Origin of the sequence: Bacillus sp. HMF5848 (assembly GCF_003944835.1) — a bacterium.
Lineage (GTDB): Bacteria > Bacillota > Bacilli > Bacillales > HMF5848 > HMF5848.
Window position 1 is genome coordinate 4,173,759 of sequence record NZ_RWIV01000001.1, and the last position, 19,863, is coordinate 4,193,621.

General features: G+C 42.1%; 17 protein-coding genes and 1 pseudogene. 2 read left to right on the plus strand and 16 right to left on the minus strand.

What is annotated here, in order from left to right; translation table 11 throughout:
- Positions 1–331: 331 nt before the first annotated feature.
- Together mreB and spoIIID are read right to left on the minus strand one after the other, a co-directional pair.
- The gene (gene mreB / locus EJF36_RS19620; protein WP_125907918.1) at positions 332–1,333 is read right to left on the minus strand and encodes a rod shape-determining protein; all 1,002 of its coding nucleotides are present in this window, start codon (positions 1,331–1,333) and stop codon (positions 332–334) included.
- A 214-nt stretch (positions 1,334–1,547) separates the two neighbouring features.
- Positions 1,548–1,811 (minus strand): sporulation transcriptional regulator SpoIIID, encoded by a 264-nt coding sequence (gene spoIIID / locus EJF36_RS19625; RefSeq protein WP_125907919.1) that lies wholly within the window; start codon positions 1,809–1,811, stop codon positions 1,548–1,550.
- 718 nt (positions 1,812–2,529) lie between these two features.
- On the opposite strand from spoIIID, the gene EJF36_RS19630 reads away from it, so the two are divergent.
- Positions 2,530–3,024: a BsuPI-related putative proteinase inhibitor gene (locus EJF36_RS19630; RefSeq protein ID WP_125907920.1), complete on the plus strand. Its 495-nt coding sequence runs from the start codon at positions 2,530–2,532 to the stop codon at positions 3,022–3,024.
- Positions 3,025–3,222: 198 nt separating this feature from the next.
- On the opposite strand, the gene EJF36_RS19635 is transcribed toward EJF36_RS19630, so the two are convergent.
- From EJF36_RS19635 to EJF36_RS19690, 13 genes and pseudogenes are all read right to left on the minus strand, one after another.
- Positions 3,223–3,888, minus strand: coding sequence for a 3'-5' exonuclease (locus EJF36_RS19635; RefSeq protein ID WP_125908465.1), 666 nt, complete (start codon positions 3,886–3,888; stop codon positions 3,223–3,225).
- Between the two features lie 121 nt (positions 3,889–4,009).
- Positions 4,010–5,845: a DUF294 nucleotidyltransferase-like domain-containing protein gene (locus tag EJF36_RS19640; RefSeq protein ID WP_125907921.1), complete on the minus strand. Its 1,836-nt coding sequence runs from the start codon at positions 5,843–5,845 to the stop codon at positions 4,010–4,012.
- A gap of 144 nt (positions 5,846–5,989) precedes the next feature.
- Positions 5,990–7,639, minus strand: coding sequence for a sodium:solute symporter family protein (locus EJF36_RS19645; RefSeq protein WP_125907922.1), 1,650 nt, complete (start codon positions 7,637–7,639; stop codon positions 5,990–5,992).
- Positions 7,640–7,689: 50 nt separating this feature from the next.
- The gene (locus EJF36_RS19650) at positions 7,690–7,992 is read right to left on the minus strand and encodes a DUF4212 domain-containing protein (RefSeq protein ID WP_125907923.1); all 303 of its coding nucleotides are present in this window, start codon (positions 7,990–7,992) and stop codon (positions 7,690–7,692) included.
- A gap of 715 nt (positions 7,993–8,707) precedes the next feature.
- A complete protein-coding gene (locus tag EJF36_RS22305) occupies positions 8,708–9,673 on the minus strand; it encodes a methyl-accepting chemotaxis protein (protein WP_395940651.1) in 966 nt (321 codons plus the stop codon).
- Positions 9,659–10,528 (minus strand): annotated as a pseudogene (locus EJF36_RS22310) (HAMP domain-containing protein); the annotation flags it as partial. The gene EJF36_RS22305 and the pseudogene EJF36_RS22310, both read right to left, overlap by 15 nt.
- Positions 10,529–10,955: 427 nt before the next feature.
- Positions 10,956–11,276, minus strand: coding sequence for a hypothetical protein (locus EJF36_RS19660; RefSeq protein WP_125907925.1), 321 nt, complete (start codon positions 11,274–11,276; stop codon positions 10,956–10,958).
- An 883-nt stretch (positions 11,277–12,159) separates the two neighbouring features.
- Positions 12,160–13,002 (minus strand): DUF1028 domain-containing protein, encoded by an 843-nt coding sequence (locus EJF36_RS19665; protein WP_125907926.1) that lies wholly within the window; start codon positions 13,000–13,002, stop codon positions 12,160–12,162.
- 756 nt (positions 13,003–13,758) lie between these two features.
- Complete coding sequence (locus EJF36_RS19670) at positions 13,759–14,199, minus strand: GNAT family N-acetyltransferase (RefSeq protein WP_125907927.1); 441 nt, start codon at positions 14,197–14,199, stop codon at positions 13,759–13,761.
- Entirely contained in the window at positions 14,196–14,726 is a 531-nt protein-coding gene (locus tag EJF36_RS19675; RefSeq protein ID WP_125907928.1) for a chromate transporter, read from the minus strand. The genes EJF36_RS19670 and EJF36_RS19675 overlap by 4 nt, the downstream gene beginning before the upstream one ends.
- Positions 14,723–15,283, minus strand: a complete 561-nt coding sequence (locus tag EJF36_RS19680) for a chromate transporter (RefSeq protein ID WP_125907929.1) — start codon at positions 15,281–15,283, stop codon at positions 14,723–14,725. The genes EJF36_RS19675 and EJF36_RS19680 overlap by 4 nt, the downstream gene beginning before the upstream one ends.
- 408 nt (positions 15,284–15,691) lie before the next feature.
- Positions 15,692–17,302, minus strand: a complete 1,611-nt coding sequence (locus EJF36_RS19685; RefSeq protein WP_125907930.1) for a gamma-glutamyltransferase family protein — start codon at positions 17,300–17,302, stop codon at positions 15,692–15,694.
- Between the two features lie 329 nt (positions 17,303–17,631).
- Positions 17,632–18,498: a M23 family metallopeptidase gene (locus tag EJF36_RS19690; RefSeq protein ID WP_125907931.1), complete on the minus strand. Its 867-nt coding sequence runs from the start codon at positions 18,496–18,498 to the stop codon at positions 17,632–17,634.
- A gap of 101 nt (positions 18,499–18,599) precedes the next feature.
- On the opposite strand from EJF36_RS19690, the gene EJF36_RS19695 reads away from it, so the two are divergent.
- Positions 18,600–18,785, plus strand: a complete 186-nt coding sequence (locus EJF36_RS19695) for a hypothetical protein (RefSeq protein WP_125907932.1) — start codon at positions 18,600–18,602, stop codon at positions 18,783–18,785.
- A gap of 51 nt (positions 18,786–18,836) precedes the next feature.
- On the opposite strand, the gene spoIID is transcribed toward EJF36_RS19695, so the two are convergent.
- Positions 18,837–19,856 carry a stage II sporulation protein D gene (spoIID, locus tag EJF36_RS19700; protein ID WP_125907933.1) on the minus strand — a complete coding sequence of 340 codons (1,020 nt, stop codon included), beginning with the start codon at positions 19,854–19,856 and terminating at the stop codon, positions 18,837–18,839.
- Positions 19,857–19,863: the final 7 nt, after the last annotated feature.

Below are 19,863 nucleotides of genomic sequence, written 5' to 3' on the forward strand. Positions count from 1 at the left end.
TGCCGGCGCCTGGTTTTCGCTTTTCTTCCGGTCGCATGTCTCTTTTCTACCACTCCCGTGTCGATTATCTACCACTTCTATGTCGATTATCTACCACTCCCGTGTCGAATTTCTACCACTCTCATGTCGATTATCTACCACTTCCGTGTCGATGTTCACCAAGTTGCCATATTCCCGACGTGAAATCCCTCTTTTATGGGTGTAATTGAGTGCGAACTCGTCACTTCCAAGTAACAGCAACACAAAAAAACTCGGCCACAGTTTGTGACCGAGTTTTCAAGTTCGCGCGTATAAGTTTTTGCGTATATCGTATAAGTTCGTGCGTATATTATTATGAAAATTTTCTACGTGGAAGCTTGTCTAGGTTTTCAAGCATGATGCCTGTGCCTATTGCTACACATTCCATAGGATTTTCGGCAATTAGAACAGGAACCTTTAATTCTTCAGCTAATAGCATGTCTAATCCGTGCAATAGTGCGCCACCGCCTGTTAAGATTACGCCGCGATCGATAATATCGGCTGATAGTTCTGGTGGTGTTCTTTCTAGGACGCTCTTCGATGTTTGTACAATCGTATAGATTGATTCGCGAAGGGCTTCTTCGATTTCGGTTGATTTTACCGTGATGGTGCGTGGTAAACCACTAACCATGTCACGACCACGAATGTCGATTTCTTCGTTTCGTGAGCCAGGGAATACTGTTGCTACTTTGACTTTAATGTCTTCACCGGTTCTTTCACCGATTAATAGCTTGTACTCGCGTTTTATGTACTGAATGATTTCGTTGTCAAACTTGTCACCAGCCATTTTTATAGATGAGGCTGTTACGATATCGCCCATTGATAGGACAGCGACATCTGTTGTTCCTCCACCAATGTCGACTACCATGTTACCGCTTGGTTGGAAAATATCCATTCCTGCACCAATTGCAGCAACCTTTGGTTCTTCCTCCAGCATGACATTTTTGCCACCACTTTTTTCGGCTGCTTCTTTAATAGCTTTCTTTTCAACAGCAGTGATATTAGTCGGACAGCATACAAGCATGCGTGGCTTGGATAAGAAGCCTTTTACATTTAATTTGTTAATAAAATGCTTTAGCATTGCTTCTGTTACATCAAAGTCAGCAATGACCCCATCCTTAAGGGGACGAATTGCTACTATATTTCCTGGTGTCCGGCCGACCATACGTCGTGCTTCTTCACCGACAGCGAGCACTCTTCCCGTATGATTATCTATCGCTACAACTGATGGTTCGTTTAGTACAATTCCTTTTCCTTTAACGTGTATGAGCACGTTTGCGGTACCTAAGTCAATCCCTATGTCCCTTGCATACATCCGACTAGCTCCTCCTTGCTATTCGTACAAAACGTACATACTAATCCTAATTATATATTCTACCATATATTAGACAAATTCTGCATAATCCCATAAAATTTTTTACAAAAAAAGTCGGATGATGTCGATTCACATTACCTACCATTATGTTTCTGTTCGAGACGCCACGCGTAAGCACCTCGAACAGAATTCCACTTTTGTGTACTAACCTGCCTTAGCTTACCGGCTCTTCCTCCTTTTTATACTTTGCCTTTGTGGCTTCGCCTCCACGCAAGTGGCGAATGGATTTATGATAATCGAGGATTTCTTTTACTTCATTCGCTAATTCAGGATTAATTTCCGGCAGTCTCTCGGTTAAATCTTTGTGGACAGTACTTTTGGAAACGCCAAATTCTTTCGCAATAACACGAACGGTTTTTTTCGTCTCCACGATATACCTTCCAATCTTGATAGTTCTCTCTTTGATGTAATCGTGCACACCACTCGCCCTCCCTAAGTTGGATGTGAGAAGTGTGAAATGAGACTCGCATAAGGGCTGCAACGAAGAAGTGCTTTTTTACAGGTCATATTCAAATAGTATCTATGTTATATCTTCGAAAACATTTCAACGATCCCTCACCTCAAACACTCTCTTTGACAGGTTTGTAACCATTTTATTAGCTTGGATAACAATATATGCCTGTTAAAGCCAATCGGGACAAGGGTTTCGTCACTTTTTTTTGTAAAATTCTAAAAAAAACAAGCTTTAACTAGGTAAAAAAGCCTTTACCTATGACTTTTTATCGATATGAACGGTAAAAACTGTTTAGCCTAAGCGAGAAGATAAAATTTTTCATCGAAGAAGCATATTTTTAAGAAATAGTGATTATGATAGTCATTTTTACAACGAAGCACATTGTAAAAATACAGCGCGAATTGGCAAACAGTAATCTTCCCCCTCCGTCGTTTCGACATTACTTAGGACAAGTTAGTGCCTATAACACGTCAAATCGTCATCTTATTGTTCGACTGACATGTTGTTGTTTTTTTACCATGTGAGAAAAATGTGAAATAGTTGTAACAAAATGAGATTATACTCGTCAAATAGTTTGAAACCGCAGCCGGCGCGGGAATAACAGTTATATACCTTTTAAAAATATTAAGACACACGGAAATATAAGTATGACATCACACAATTACCGAAGGGACTGACAAACATGAAGAAGTTATTTATTATGATGGCAGTAGCGCTATTTGCGATAGCAGGATGCTCCACAACGACAAGTGAACCAACTCCTAACGATGATGAATCTAACGATGGTGGTGGCATTGTGGCCGGTACATTAGAACCAAGCTTAACGTATGAAGAAACTGGCGATGGAACGTATACATTCTTTTTCAAGGTGAAAAATCAAACTGAACAAGAGCAAACATTAACGTTTACAAGTGGACAACGCTTTGAGTATAAGCTCTATAAAGATGGCGAGCACATTTACACCTATTCGATGGATAAGTCATTTATTCAAGTCATGGAGGAAATTAAGCTGAAACAAGGGGAAGAGTTTCTGATGGAAGCGACTGTTCCAGATGGAAATGGAGATCTTGGGGCTCCTAGCGAGGGATTAGAGCCTGGTAACTATAAGATTGAATTCTGGCTTGTTGATGATGCATGGCCAGATGCGAAGGCATCCGTGGAGTTTGCAGTGGAATAAGTTATACAGGCATTTCCGCCATTTGTAGTGTAACAAATTATATAGGCATTTCCGCGTTTGTAGTGTAACAAATTATAGGCATTTCCGCCGTTTGTAGTGGAATAGCCCACACAGGCATCGGCCGAACACTATTTACCTAACATGTAACACCTAATCAAATGGATCACGTAAAAAGCATCGGATGAGATTCCGATGCTTTTAATATGTTTGCCGTGTTTCATTGTCTGTTGACTTTAGCAAGTCTCCCCACGTTTTTGAGCCACGGCTGATAGATTGCGAGAGTAGCTCGACAAATAGAAAGGCTGTTGTAAGAGCGTCTCCTAGTGCATTGTGGCGCCCGTAAATACGCGTGCCAAATGCCATCGCATAGCGCTCGAGGTCACGAATTTGCGTGTCATATGTTGGAGCGATGAAGTTTATTACATCGAGTGTGTCAATCGTAGGTTGCTTCTTCAAGTGAAGTTTATTGCGCTTTAGCTCACTTTTTAAAACAAGCATATCAAAGGATATATAATGGCCCACCATACAATTACTGTTATGATTCTCCATGAATGAAAAAAAGCTTGATATCGCATCGAGTGAGTGTGGTGCTTTACTTATCGTGTTTTCGGTAATCCCTGTTAAATCTGTTATGAATGGTGGAAGGTCGCGGTCTGGGTTGACATACGTTTGAAAAATGTCTTGCTCTTTCACCTCGAGTCCCTTCACATGAACAGCTCCAATCTCAATTAAACGGTCTACTCCCGTTACTTGGAAGCCCGTTGTTTCTGTATCGAACACAGTAAACGATACATCTTCAATCGGTGTCGAAAGTGGGATTTCCTCGTTTATGTTCATCGAAAAAGGCTTCCTTAGAAAAAACAACATGGACACCTCCTGTAAAATTTAGTCGTTCCGCGTCATCATAATTTTTAAAGTTTGCAATTGTACAAGCCTAAGGCCCATTGTGACGTAATATTTAACTTGCTAACATTCACACTTTACATCACAGGCTGAAATTTGAGTATAAAAGACCTTGTAGTTCGCGAATTGACTTTAGGCTAAGAATTAACTCTTCTTTTTCCCGAGACGTCATATGTGTAAACATTAAAATGGATGATGACTGTTCCTGTCTTGTGTGCTGCTGCCACTTTCTCGTTACATAGACTGTCATCACTTCGTCAATAGCCGTCGTTATATCCTTAATAAAGTCGGCTTCTAGCACTCCTTTGTTAGCAAGCTGTTGAATTCGCTCTTGCGGTGTGCCAGAAATAATACGATGGACTAACGATAATATTTGTAGACTATGGTGGTACGGAAATAATATTTCTTTTTTCATATCAATCGATTTACGATCTAAGCGAAACAACGAGCGAATCGGTTGGTCAAGCGTCGGAACGGGATGCTCTTTTTCTAGCTGGGCAAGACGATATAAGAAGATTTTTGAGCGGTCCAAAAGCTCGCGAATACCGTCCTCAAAGGTTTCGTGTACTTCTTCATCCCCGTATAGCTTTCGATAGGAAAAAAAGTTTTGCGCTAATAGTAGATTTTCATTTGTTGATTGAATCGACCACTGACGCAAGCGATCTCGCCACTGCTGTATCGTGCCGCGCCACTGCGGATTACTCGCCATCATATCTCCTTTACAGCGCGCATAGCCTGCCCGCTCCATATTCTTCACTATTTTTTCACCAAGCTTTGAAAAATAAGGGTGATCTTGCTCGTACACGAGAAAGTGATCTTGGTCTGTGAGTAGAAATTGCTCTCTACGACCACTCGAGCCCATTACGTAAAAGCTAAAGGCTGAAGGTGGTGAACCAAGTTCCTCCACAGCAAGCTGCACACAGCGCTTTACAAGACGATCATATAAATCTGTCATAATAGTAAGAACTTGTGCAACAGGCACTTTGTCATGCATTAAATTAGCTAACACATCGTACATCGCTGATTTCATTCGTGGTAGGAGTTCGTGATTAGCATTGTCCACTTGCTGCAGGGTGCGAATCATATTTTCATTTTTTTTACGAAGCAAATCGGACAGACTTACGATTCCAACTAGTCTATCGTTTTCAACAACGGGGAGATGCTTAATGTTATGCTGTAAAAAGGTTGAGAGCGCATCATAAAAGTAAGCGAAGCGCGAGATTGTGATAGGGTTTACAGTCATTATATGGACGGCAGGCTCGTCATATGAGTATCCCGCTGCCAATACGCGGTTTACAAGGTCCCGTTCGGTAATAATGCCTTGTAGCTGTCCTTGCTGCGATATGAGAATTGAGCTCACTCGGTGCTTGGCCATCAGCGCTGCGATGCTGCGGATTGTTGTCGTAGCTTCGGCCTGGATTGTTGTATCGGTCATAATATCTTGCACACGCGTCACTATCGCCTTGCTTTCCCCATAGTGGCGCGCAAGCTTCACCTGCTCGGCCAGCGATGTGTAAATATCTCGCAGGCGCACAGAGATTTGCTGAAGCAAGTAATCATGAACGTTTGGATCATCCCAACGCTTCGTTAGCACATCAAATGGGATGAGAAGCGCATCCACCTGCTCGATTGCTCGCACCTCTACCAGCTGCTCGGGCCCATCATATGGAGACGCGCCAAGAAAGCTGGCAAGACTAGAAAACCCAAAGAGTTCCCCGGGCTGTACGACCTCAAGCACCTCTTCGACGCGACGATCATCGCTGCTAATATACACTTCAGCAACTCCAGCGGTAATTAACATCAAACCGGGGCGTGCTTGGTTTTTTTGAAAAATAATATCGTGCTTGTTGTACGATTTTTTTTCGCACATGGACAGAAGCTCGGTGGCTCCGCTAAAAATCGGGTGGTCTTGTAGCATGTTTCATCATCCTTGTTATTTAATTTGAGTGCATGGGGACGGTTCTCCCGCTTCCTTCGGTATTCGAAGGAAGCAGGAGAACCGTCCCCTAACTGCCAAAGGCCTGCAGCCACAGAGGCTACAGGCATGGTGCCACTAGTATTGTTAATCCATCCACACTTCGCCATCTTTGTATGACATTTGTTCTGGGTAACGAAGGTCCATAACCTCTTCTTGTATTTTTTGTGATGGAGCCTTTGTCATCAATGAAACTACTATATTTGCAATGAAGCCCGCTGCTGCTCCGAATACACCGGCACCTGTATCAATGATGCCTGCGATTGTGAAGCCGCCCCACTTCGCTGCGTAAATGTACGCTAGCGTGACAAGTAGACCTACTACTAATCCAGCAATAACCCCTTTGGAGTTAGCGCGTTTCCACCATACACCAAGTACGAGGGCTGGGAAGAACGTTCCGGATGCAAGAGCAAACGCCCAGGCTACAATTTGCGTAATTGCTCCCGGTGGGTTTAATGCTGTTACACCGGCAAGCACTGTTGCAAGCACGATTGTAAGACGTGCCACGTTTAAACGATTTTGTTCCGTGGCATTTGGTTTTAATACACGATAGTAAATATCATGTGCAAATGAAGATGAGATGGCGATCATTAATCCACCAGCTGTTGATAAGGCGGCGGCCATCGCACCGGCTGCAACTAAACCGATAACAAACATACCAAGATTCGCAATTTCCGGTGTTGCCATAACGACGATATCTCTGTTAATAACGAGCTCACTCCACTGAAGAATACCATCGCCATTGCCATCAGCAATTGATAGTTTCCCAGTTTGAATCCATGACGTGGTCCAAGCTGGCAATTCACTAATCTTTTGGCCCACCACATTTTTCATGATGATGTAACGTGAAAATGCAGCATACGCCGGAGCTGATAAGTATAATAGCCCGATGAATAATAACGCCCACGCACCAGACCAGCGGGCAGCCTTCATCGTTGATACTGTATAAAAGCGCACGATAACGTGTGGCAAACCTGCTGTACCAGCCATTAACGTAAACATTAGCGCTAAAAATTGCCACTTCGTACCGTTTGTGAACGGTGCAAAGTATTCAGAGATACCTAGTTCACGGTCTATCTCACCAAGCTTTTCTACAATTCCCCCGTAAGATACCCATGGTACAGGGTTCCCTGTAATTTGCATCGACATGAAAATAACGGGTATTAAGTAAGCAATAATGAGAATGATATATTGGGCAACCTGTGTCCACGTGATTCCCTTCATTCCACCGAAACCAGCGTAGAAGGCAATAAGCACTACCCCAATCATTGTACCGATCGCTGCATCGACCTCAAATAAGCGCCCGATAACAACCCCTGAACCTGATAATTGACCGATTGAATATGTGAAACTGATAATAATCGTACAAACGGCCGCAATTACGCGTGCAGTATGACTTTCAAAACGGTCCCCGATAAATTCAGGAACTGTATAACGACCGTATTTCCGTAGCTGTGGTGCAAGTAAGAACGTTAAGAGTAGGTAACCTCCCGTCCAACCCATTATGTACCCGAGGCCGTCGTAGCCGAGAAGCATAACAGTACCGGCTAAACCGATAAACGATGCAGCACTCATCCAGTCTGCACCAATTGCCATCCCATTCCATACAGGTGGTACCCCACGAGATGCAACGTAGAAATCCGATGTTGCTTTTGCTTTGTTATAAATTGCAATACCGATATAAAGTGCAAACGTTAATAAAATAATGGATAATGAGACCAAAAATTGTCCGTCCATTTCCATCCCCCTTTATGTTAGGATTTCCCCCAATTTTCTTATCTAGTATTTTAATGATCTAGTACTTTCCCCTGGCTAACCTGCTCATTTCTAGCTTCATCTATGCCGTACTTTTTATCAATTTGATCTGACAGAATAGCGTTTACAAATAATAAAATAATGAAGGTTACGATAGAGCCAAAAGCCCCCATAAAGTAATGAAACGGAAATCCCCCTAAAATAGAAAATTGTAATGATTCCGCAAACATAGCTACACCGAACGACACAATAAACCAAATAATTAAATAGATGACAGTATTCCGTGTTCGTTCTCTAAAATAGCTGTCTGCCACACTTTTTTCGATTTTTTTCAAGCAGCTCACCCCCGTGATTTTTTCAATAAGACCGTGAAAACACCACTACACACAGCAGGTTCGTTTTAATACATAGATCACCCCCTTAAAATTACTAGCTTTCGTTCAAGCTGGATAAACATTTAAGAGTCTCGCAATCAGTGCGAGCTAATAGATAGTTCGGCAGTCATTTAACTTAAGTGTTTTGAGTTAGTTCAAGCTGAATACAAATTTGAGAGTTTCGAAAAACGGTGCTGGAAACATAGCGACATCGATGAGGAAGTAGATAGTTAGTGCGGCGAATGGCATGATTAAGAAAAGCGAGTTCTTCTTTTTTATAAAAAGATAGATTGCAACGATAGTAACGAGGATATTAAAATAAAAAAATATCAATTTATGCCCCCCTTTATTATTGTAAGCGTTATCAAATTATGTTGATTTTAATTGAGAATCATTGTTACTGAAAGGTTTTAATATTTTTAGAAAATTCTCAAAGTTATCTTACCCTTATGTTCACATAACTGTCAATATTTTCTTTACGATAATTTTCGCGCTTTTACTAGAATTGCTAGAAACACTGAAACCACAATTCAAACCTAATCGTTTTAAAGAGCTCAATCATCAGTACTCACTACACTTCACAAGATGTGGTGAATGTTGTAAAAAATTGGAACACAAATAGCTGTCGAGGGAGGTCCCGACAGCCTGATTGTTTTACTTTAGAAGACTTTTCCAATTAATCATTTGATAGTTTAAATTTTGCAAATGAATGTTTTAATCTATCTGCCATTTGAGACAGCTCATTTGATGATGCTGATAACTCTTGAATGGTCGCATTCTGCTCTTCAGTTGTCGCTGCTACTTGCTCTAAATTACTTGCTGATATAACGGAAACCTCGTTAATTTCATGAGCTGACTGCAGCATAATTGCCATTTTGCCATTCGTATTTGTTACTGCTTCAGTAACTAAAGTATTAGAGTCTTTAACTTGTTGAATTGAAGAAGCGATTTGATCAAAGATTACCCCAACTTCATTTACAAGTGCAGAACCTTCTTTTACTGCTTCTGTATTTTCATTCATCACATCAACAGCTTCTTCAGTTTCTTTATATGTCAAACGTAATATGTCAGCAATTTTACCTGCTGCTTGCGCTGTTTGCTCGGCTAATTTACGAACTTCGCTAGCCACAACTCCAAAACCTTTACCGTTTTCTCCAGCTCTTGCTGCTTCAATAGCGGCATTTAGCGCAAGTAAATTTGTTTGTTCTGAAATATCCGTAATTAATGTAACGATTTGTCGAATCTCTTTAGACTGTCCATTTAATGTTTGAATCGCTTTACTTAATTTTACACCCATTTGGTTAATAGTTTGCATTTGTTTAACAACATCACGAACATGTGATGTCCCCTCCGAAACAAGGAATGTTGAGGATTCAGTTAATTCATTAGCATCTTGAATCCGATCCGTGACAACTTGAATTTCTCTCGATATATCTTCGACTGCTTCGTTTGTTGTTTCAGAAAGAAGTTTTTGTTTATCTGCACTTGTCGCTACATACATTATAGACTCTGTAATCTCAATGTTAGTCTGCGATGTTACTTCCGCATTTTCGCTCAGTGTTCGTGACATTTGATTTACATCGTTTGATAAATTCATAATCTCACGAATCGATGCATCAAGCTCTTTTTGCAGTTGGTTCATAGCAGTGGCGATTTGCCCCACTTCATCTTTTGATTTGGTATTTATGTTCGTTGCTGCAAGGTTTCCGTTTGCTAATTCATCACAGAGTGTAACCGTCTGTTTCAAACGTTTGCTTACTTGTCTACTTACTACAATTTGTAAAATAAATGAAACAATAAATGCTGCTGCAATTACAATAAATGCAGTCTCAAGCATACTTCTTATTTTTTCTTGCATGTTTTTTGTAATAACTTTACGTTCTTCAAGTACAATATTCTTCAGCTCATTTAGGAGAATAACGTTTACATCACGTACTTCATTTATTTTGTTCTGTAGGTAAATGAGATCAGATACACTGATTAAGTTACCTTTAGACCGTGTATCATCAATAGTTGGTTGAATCGTATGTATAAATGTATTATTTAATTCATCGTTTACACTTATGATTGATGTATGTAATTTTTTTGCACGCTCCTGCGTTAAAACAGGCTTGAGTGCATCTGCTTTTTCAACAAATAACGTATCCAACTCTTCGTAAGATTCCAAAGTATCTTCTTTTATGTTGGTCATATAGTCATTTGTAAGAATGAATTTTTGTCTGAAAATTGACCCTATCTCAGTAATAGTAACTGCAGCATCACTTTTGGCTTCCACTTCTTCAAATTCATCCATTAAGTCTAAGATAGTATAGCTTATAAAAGCAAATACACCTAAAAACACACACATCATAATAGAAAACAAGACACCATATTTACGTCCAATCGTGGTGACCCTGAATACGTTCATGTTTTTCTTCACTCCTTGAAAGGGAAAGAATGCAAAAATATGCATCTTTTTCGCTGTATCTAATTTTTTGACATATATCATGCTCAACATAAAACTAATAGCGTAGTAATTGTTTCATAATTGTTGGTGAATAATATCTAGTTGCGAACTCATGAATTAATAATTCATATATTTATATAATAAGATTGCTGGGTTAGAAAATAACTCTGCTTAAGAGACCATTCTATAACTATTAATTTAGGATTATTTGTTGGTTGTATCACAGAAAATTGCTAGAGTCTCATTAGACTTTTCATTTTTCCTTCTATCAAAACGCTAGGTTCATTCTATAAACAAGCAGCTAATGTAATGTTGAGAAACATAAAAGTTTTTTGTCTAACTAAGTAGTGTTTTGACAAATAAAAGTATGTTTTGTATCTCTATGAATTAAAGGTCATCAGGGGAGTATTTCGACTTTCTCTGGTTACACCTTTATCATGGTTACTTTTCAATAAGTAGACCTCCTCATATAAGAAGGTCATCTTGTATTTAAAATTAGGAGTCCAATTTGGTCGGTAAAATTCCAGACTAAATTAGCAGGTGTCCCTCCCGACTTAATCAAAACCAAATCGTTGGTCGTTACATTTAAAGATGTTAGTAATTCTGTATTATTTACGATGGATTGATATAAAATGTCGTTTGCTATTACAATTTGTTCAGTAAAAGTCATAGAGAATGCCTCTTCATGAAGTTGTACATAAAATTGGCCGTCTTTAAACATTCCGATTGCGAAAAAGTTAGATTCAGTGACATTTGTTAATGTATGAAAATCAGTATTCGTATTTGAAGAGATGCTCATTGTGTTCTCCCTTTCTTTCGACAACATACTACTTGTATTACCAAATATTACTATAAGCATACTCAACACTAACACACTATTGAGGTGAAATATACAACTAATCGCTTTTAGTGACCATGAACATATCTTACAACTTATAGTAATCCTCACAGTACAGAGTATTATATTCAAAAGGGAAGGTATTTGACAATATGCTACAATTGTTACCTTACGTTCAGGTATTGTAGTTTTTTGATTTGGTGCACCCAATCAGTTATTGTTTTTTCACCTTTCTATTATGTGGTATTTCTAGGTGTAATGTAATCGCTTCCATTACGGTGATGGTGTCTTTTATTATTGTTTTACAGGATGGGGGGGTTAGACAAGACACACTTTTTGGTGTTTTATTTTTCCAGAGTAATATTTTCCAGTAATATATTTCACCTATACTGTACGTGTCATATAACTAGGAGACTTCAATATTGAAGTTATATATAAAAGTAAGTTTGCTAGTTCCCTACTGAAGAAAGGGCATCATTCAGCGCTGCGTCCTCGAAGAGTATGTCAAAAGATAATCACTTTCTTTATATAATGCTTGGATTGTCTCATCTTTAATCTTTTTGGTGTTTTTCCTTTTTCTTAATCTTCTACAATTCTTTTAAAATTATCTCAGTGCGAAATTGTTCATTCTTTCTTACTTATCGAACAATCTCATAATTAAACTGTTACAAATGCTTCTTTCAGCTTTAGCTAAAGTTTCGCAGCTCATAATGAGCCCTTACTTCTTCAACCCTACATTAACTTCAATAAATTTTTTGAATATAAAAAGTTCCCCCTATGGAAAAGCAGATTTTCACTTCTAATCTGTTTCCCATAAGAGGAACTTAATCTTGTGACTTACAGTCTATTTATTTTTTTGTGTTTTCATATATTCAAGCACATCACGGTCGATTTTCCCTAGTTCTTGCTCACGTTCTTCGAAATTCTCCGTATGAATGTAGGCGGTCAGGGCTTTGTGTAGGTCACTATCATTCTTTAAGTATCCGAGGCGCTTGAGATGACTTTGCACTTCACGTTCTACTTCACCTTCGATAGATACTACATTTTCAGGAGAACTCGTGCGTTCGAAATATAAGCGGTGCAGTCGATACAATCTCGTTAGTTCCTCAATAGGGCTCGCGTGGTCCTCTACACGAAGGTCAATGAATCTATCGTTGTAGCCACCATAGCCGCCACCTTCTTTCACAACAAGCAACGCAGCAGATTGCATGCCACGACTATCGCCACCAGCGGATTGTCCCGCTGCTAGTGCTTCAAGCAATCTCTCCGCTAACGTCCCTGTTGATGCAGTGAACGTTTGTGCCATTGCTTGCACTGTTTCTTCACTTACTAAAATATTGCCTTGCGCTGCGAAGTTTTCTCCCGCTATGCCGCCGGCCCAATCGTAGCATTCCTTGCCTGTAAACGTTGCGGAGCGACCTGTTGCATCTACAAGTCCAACTTGTCGCATTTCACGATCGTTATCATCACTTGTTAACAGCATGATTGCTTCTTCTGCTGACTTGCCGGCTGCCATTAACTCAAGGCCTTTTGGGCCATATGCTGTATTGGCATAGGATTGAGTAGCAACAGCTCCTACACCCGCTTTAGCCCACGGTACAACAGCACCCACGCCTAAAAATTTAGACTGTACCGCAATGCCTAATTCTTTTGTTTCCGGATCAAAACCAACGATAGAATATGTCATAGCGTTTTCCTCCTATTTGTATACATTCAATAGATTGGTATGGACTACTTCTCTTTTTTCTCTGTCTGAGGGCAAATATCCGCCGGTGAGTGTCGATTATCCGCCGTTGCTTGTCGAATATCCGCCGTTGGAGGCGGAGTACCTCGCCTGGATCTGGTTTTCCGCCGTGGGGTGTCGTTTTTCCGCCGTCGGGTGTCGATTTTCCGCCGTCGGGTGTCGATTTTCCGCTGTGACTTGTCGTTTATCCGCCGTTGGGGGTGGAGTACCTCGCCTGGATCTGGTTATCCGCCGTTGCTTGTCGATTATCCGCCGTGACTTGTCGTTTATCCGCCGTTGGAGGCGGAGTACCCGGCCTGGATCTGGTTTTCCGCCGTTGCTTGTCGATTATCCGCCGTGACTTGTCGTTTATCCGCCGTTGGAGGCGGAGTACCCGGCCTGGATCTGGTTTTCCGCCGTGGGGTGTCGTTTTTCCGCCGTCGGGTGTCGATTTTCCGCCGTCGGGTGTCGATTTTCCGCTGTGACTTGTCGTTTATCCGCCGTTGGGGGTGGAGTACCTCGCCTGGATCTGGTTATCCGCCGTTGCTTGTCGTTTATCCGCCGTTGGAGGCGGAGTACCGGGCCTGGATCTGGTTTTCCGCCTTTGGAGGCGGAGTACCTCGCCTGGATCTGATTTTCCGCCGTGAGTAGCCAGAACTTCCTCTGTGCGTTTAGCGCGAGTTCACGCAAGTCAAGGGTTCTTACGAAAGATCAGAATTCCTATAGCTGTATCTCCATAATATCCTCGCCATGCTCCTGGTGACCCGTTTCGGAAAAACCACAAGCCTTGTACAGGCGCTTCGCCGCCACATTTTCCGGTTTTACCCCAAGACGAATAACAGAGCTAGCATCTCGTTGTTTTTTTATAAAAGCAAGGGCAGCCTGAACCGCTTGATGGCCATAGCCTTTGCCTTGATAACGTTCATCTATCATTAAGCGCACAATCCAGTACACACCGTCATCCGGATCTTTGCCAAGCATCAGAAACCCTATCATTTCATCATATGAATAAACAGCTTTTGGTATGAAAGAAGTTTCATAGTGCGCTTCTGCTAGAGAATATAGGTTTGACGCCACAAAGCTCTCTTGCTCTGGAGCAACCTTCAGTGCGATGCATTGCTCCCAGTTCTCCTTCGTAACTTCTTTAAGCGATAGTGTCATGATAAAAAGATGCCTCCATACGCAAGTGCCCCTACAATGACGTACGCAGGGTGTACTTTAATTTTTTCAAGAAGAACAAAGCTTATCCCAGCAATCGCAAATGTCTGAAGCAACCCGGCTCCTTCATACGATGTCATAAAAAAGCGAATCGCCATCACGCCAAGCAATACAGCGATCGTTGGACGCACATAGTTAGTCATCGCTTTTACTTTAGGCGAGTCTTTAAACTTGTAAAGCAAGCTTAATAGACCGACCATTAAAATTAAGGAAGGTGCTACTGTTGCAAAAATAGCAACGATTGACCCGAGAATACCACCCTGCTCAAAGCCGATGTAGCCTGCCATTTTCGTCGCAATTGGTCCCGGCAACGCATTCCCTAGCGCAAGAACCTCACTAAATTCACTTACCGTTAACCAGCCATAGCGACCAACAACCTCATTTTCCACGAGAGGAATCGAAGCAGGCCCGCCACCGTAGCCTAAAATACCTGGAATGAAAAATGCTAAAAAGATTTGCCAATAAATCATCCGTTTGCCGCTCCCTTCTTAGTTGATTGATTCGAACGAAGAAGAGCAATAAGTAGCAAAGCAGCAATTAAAATACCTGGATGCAGACTTAGAACCTGGAGCACCAGCACACTAATTGCGATTAATCCTAGCGCCACCTTCATACCTAACGATTGCTTTGATTTTTTAAAAAAGTCCCATGTCAGTGTCGCTAGCATGACACCAACGACCGGTACGACTGCTTTTGTCATGCCCATCACCCATGGTTGGTCCTTAAACGATGTTAAAGTCGTGAGTAATAGAATCATAAGAATAATAGTTGGTACAATTGTCGCTGCGACAGCGTTCAGCATTCCGAGCACGCCCGCAACACGATAGCCGATGTAACCTGCCATTTTCGTCGCAATCGGCCCTGGTAGCGTATTGCCAAGCGCCAGCACATCAGCAAACTCATCATCGTTCATCCACTTATACTTTTCGACCACTTCTTTATGGACAAGCGGAATAGAGGAAGGGCCTCCCCCATAGCCAAGAAGCCCAACCCGTAAAAATGCTAAAAATAAGTTCAGTTGTTTCATTGAAGTATCAATCCTTTAATTTAATGCAAAGCTATACATAAGAGAATACACCCGTCACTAGTTGACCGCAATAGCCATGTCCGTATGAAATGTTGCGCCTCGGTTACTCTCGAGGTGATGTGACGCGTTGACTCCAAGAATTCTAGTACGCCACGACAGGAACGTAATAAATGCGAATTCTAGTACGCTGCCACAGAACTCTCATTACTACGAATGTCTAGTACACAGTCACAGGACTCTCATTACTACGAATGTCTAGTACGCTGCCACAGAACTCTCATTACTACGAATGTCTAGTACGCTGCCACAGAACTCTCATCACTACGAATGTCTAGTACACCGCCACAGGACTCTCATTACTACGATTGTCTAGTACGCCGCCACAGGGACTCTCATTACTACGAATGTCTAGTACGCTGCCACGGACCCATCTGTGCGCGATTCCGTTCCGCCCGCTAACACACCCGTCTCAGGGTCGCGCCATATAATTTGTCCACGACCGAATGCACCTGAATCTAGTGCGACTTGAATGTCATGACCTTTGCGCGCTAATGCTTGCGCGATGTGCTGCGGGAAATGATGCTCAACTAAAATCTTCTTCCCTTCCATCCACTGCCAACGAGGAGCATCAAGCGCAGCTTGCGGATTCATTGCAAAATCAACCGTATTCATGACGACTTGCATATGGCCCTGCGGCTGCATGAAGCCTCCCATGACACCGAACGGCCCCACCGCCTCGTTATTTTTCGTTAAAAAGCCTGGAATGATCGTGTGATACGTCCGCTTGCCAGGCTCAAGACTGTTATCATGTTCCGGATCAAGCGAGAAGTTATGCCCTCGATTTTGAAGCGCAATACCAGTCCCCGGCACAACAAGTCCAGAGCCGAAGCCCATGTAATTACTTTGAATAAAGGAAACCATGTTGCCTTCACTATCAGCCGTTGCCAAATACACCGTGCCGCCTTTTGGTGGTGTGCCTGGCTCAGGCGTTAATGCCTCGTCACCGATTAACGCTCGGCGTTCATCTGCATAGGCATCTGATAAAATCTGTTCAACAGATACCGACATTTTCGACTGCTCCGTAATGTACTTTTGCCCATCTGCAAATGCTAGCTTCATTGCTTCAATTTGTTTATGGTAGCGCGCCGTTGATTCACTTTCCGCAAACTCATACCCTTTTACAATATTTAATGCCTGCAGTGCTATCAGCCCTTGGCCGTTCGGCGGAATTTCCCACACATCGTAGCCACGGTAGTTCACGGAAATTGGATCTACCCACTCTACCTTATAGTTTGCTAGGTCATCTGCTGACAAGAATCCATCATACTGCTTCGAGTATGCTGCGATTTTCTCAGCAAGCTCCCCGCGATAAAAACTTTCTCCATTCGTTTCCCCGATAGAACGTAATGTTGAAGCGTGACCAGATGAACGCCACATTCCCCCTATTTTCGGCGCTTCGCCACCCGGTGTGAACGTATCAAACCACGGCTTAAATTCGTCACCTGTTAGCATCTTTTTAAATGCCTTTGCAGCATGATTCCAGTACTTTCCGAGAGTTGGCGAAACTGGATAGCCGTTCTCTGCATAGTCAATCGCCGGCTGTAACACGTCCGCTAACGGAAGCTTTCCAAAGCGCTTAGATAACGCAGCCCACGCTGCCGGCACTCCTGGCACTGTGACAGGAATCCAGCCATACTTCGGAATCTCCTCATGCCCTCGCTCTTTTACCGCATCGATCGAGATAGATGCTGGTGCCGGTCCACTTGCGTTCAGACCGTACAGCTTATCTTTTACCCAAACAAGCGCAAACGCATCGCCACCGATGCCATTTGACGTTGGCTCCACGACAGTTAGTGCTGCTGCTGTTGCAATCGCTGCATCAATCGCATTTCCACCTTTTTTCAAAATATCAAGCCCTGCTTGCGCCGCAAGAGGCTGCGATGTCGCCACCATCCCATTCTTCGCGAAGGTTGTCATTCGTTGAGACGCATATGGATAAGACAAATAATCAAAGTTCATATGTAAAAATCCTTTCTATACTCGAAATAATATTTTCTATTATATCAGATTTTTATAAAAAATAGAAAAAATAGTGGGGGTTGTCGAGAATGTGGTGAACACTTGTTACGCCTTATGCAACACTCATAGATGGTGGGACGGGAGGCATGCGCCACATATGGAGTGTCAGTGGTCGGCGCTAAGCGGCCAAGACAAAAATGTAGCTGCGAGCTAAACAGCAAACTAGCTTCTAAGACAGAAAAAAAAGCTGCGTTCTATACTACAACCACGTTCTAAGACAGAAAAAAAGCTTTGCCCTTTATATTTGGCAAAGCTTTTGTATGATTGTATTATGCTCCCACTTGGCCGCTTGAAGCGCCAGGAGAGTTTGTAGTGTCTTCTCCATTTTCTTCATCAGGATTGTCTCCTGCATCTTCGCCTTCGCCGTTTTCATCATCGGCAGGCTCTTCACTTTCAGTTGCGTTGGTTTCTTCGTCTTCAGGCTCTGCATGATCCGCCTTTAGTGATGATACTGGTTTCCCAATATACTGTAAAGGATTCACAGGTGTGCCATCTTTACGAATTTCAAAATGTACATTAAGGCCAGCTTCCTCATTGTACAAGCTTTCACCCGACGTTCCTAGTACTTGCCCTTGCTCAACAGTTTCTCCTGTGCTCACGACAATCTCTGCTAGCGATTGATATACAGTCTTGATACCTTCCTCGTGTTCAACCTCCACTACATATCCAAATAGTGGATCTTGTTCAGCACGGATGACTGTACCACCAAGTGCAGCTGATACATCAAAGGCTTGTCCATCTTTCGCAACAATATCAATACCTTTATTTGGATAGTACTGATTGTTGTAGAACACTAGCGCCGCTTCTTGCTTTTCAGCTGGAGCGTTCACATCATAGAATTCTTTTTGAATTTCTACAGCACTTTCCTCTAGAACAGGCAGTACAAAGTTTTGTACAGGCTCTAATACTGGAATTGATGGCTCATTCATGCCATATGTTGGCCCTGTTACATCTGATTGGCCTAACTCAATGTCAGTTTGATCCACTGAATCATTGTTAGCATTTTGTAACCATAACACTCCTGTTAAAATGATTGCTGCTGTTGCAAGGTAAATTGCTGGTAATACCCAACGCTTTCTGAAAATCTGTTTAAAAGAAATTTTTTGAGAAGTACGTTTCTTTTCTTCCTCTCTCATAAGTTATCACCTCAGCAATCATTCTGAACAGATATTGGCATTTATATACATTTAGACAAAAAAATTTTTAAAACTTATTTTTCGACAAAGTCCAAGGAATTATGCATGAAGTTGAAAAAAAAAGTGTGGGAACTCCCCTGCGTTTCTGTTTTATGGGCAAAGTTGATGGGGTTATGGGCGGAATTTTACCTTTTATGGGTGAAGTTGATATGGATATGGGTACTTTATTATCGTTTATGGGCAAAAATCAAAGATTTAGGGGCAAAGGCGCGGATAAAGGAAAATGAGGGGACGGTTTTCATGCTGCCATGGCAGCATGAGAACCGTCCCCAGTTTGCTTAATATGATGCTAGTGCTGTTTGGAAGTTTGTTAATGGGCTGATGTTGACGCCTTTATAGTAGTAATGAATGATTTCTTCATAAGTTTTTCCAGATTGCGCCATGCCATTCGCGCCGTATTGGCTCATACCGACACCGTGGCCATAGCCTTTTGTTGTAATAACAATTTCTGATCCTGTACGCATCCAAGTGAAGTCGGTTGAACGAAGGTCAAGCTTTTCACGTATTTCGCGACCGGTAAATGTCTTGCCTCCAATTTGGACGGCTTCAATACGCTTGCCTGGTGTGCGACCCAAGATAGTACCAAGACTGCCGTCGGATGGTAGCTTAATATTAAGCTTTCTTTCGAATTCTTGGACTGTCATTATTTTTTGCGTCGAGAATTTTGGTGAAACTTTATCCCACGGACTTTCTACACTTGTTAAGTACGGAAAAGGATTTTGCCAATATGCCTCTGAGTTCTCCGTGTAGCCGTTACTTGTGGAGAAGAAGGCTGGTGTAATCGGTTCGTTGTTAAACGTTATGATTTGACCCGTTGTTGCTTGTACAGCCTTGCGAATTTTGTCCATTTTCCAATCAAAGTCTGGACCCCAGTTTTCGCGAAGCTCTGCTTCATTTTTGAAGACTTGATGAAGGACCGTATCGGTTACATTTGCTCCGTCTGGCAGTCCCATATTATCATGATGAAGCATTTGCTTCACAATGTATGTCCTTGCTGCTAGTGCTTGTGCTTTTAAAGCTTCAAGCTCAAATTCAGCTGGCATTTCTGATGCAAGTACTCCTTCGACATATGCCTCAAGCGGCACATTTTCGACAGCATCAGCCTCCGTTCTGTAAACAGCTACTTCAATTGCATTGGTTACAGGGGCGGGTGGGGCGCTACTGACAACCTCATGAAGTACTTCTGCTTTTTCAATGGGGGCTTTGTCTTTAAACGGTAAAACTAGTAGTGCTGGTACAATTAGAGTAATAGCCATTAAGGATGATAACGCGATAACGAGTGGTTTCGTTTGCTGCATGGACTCT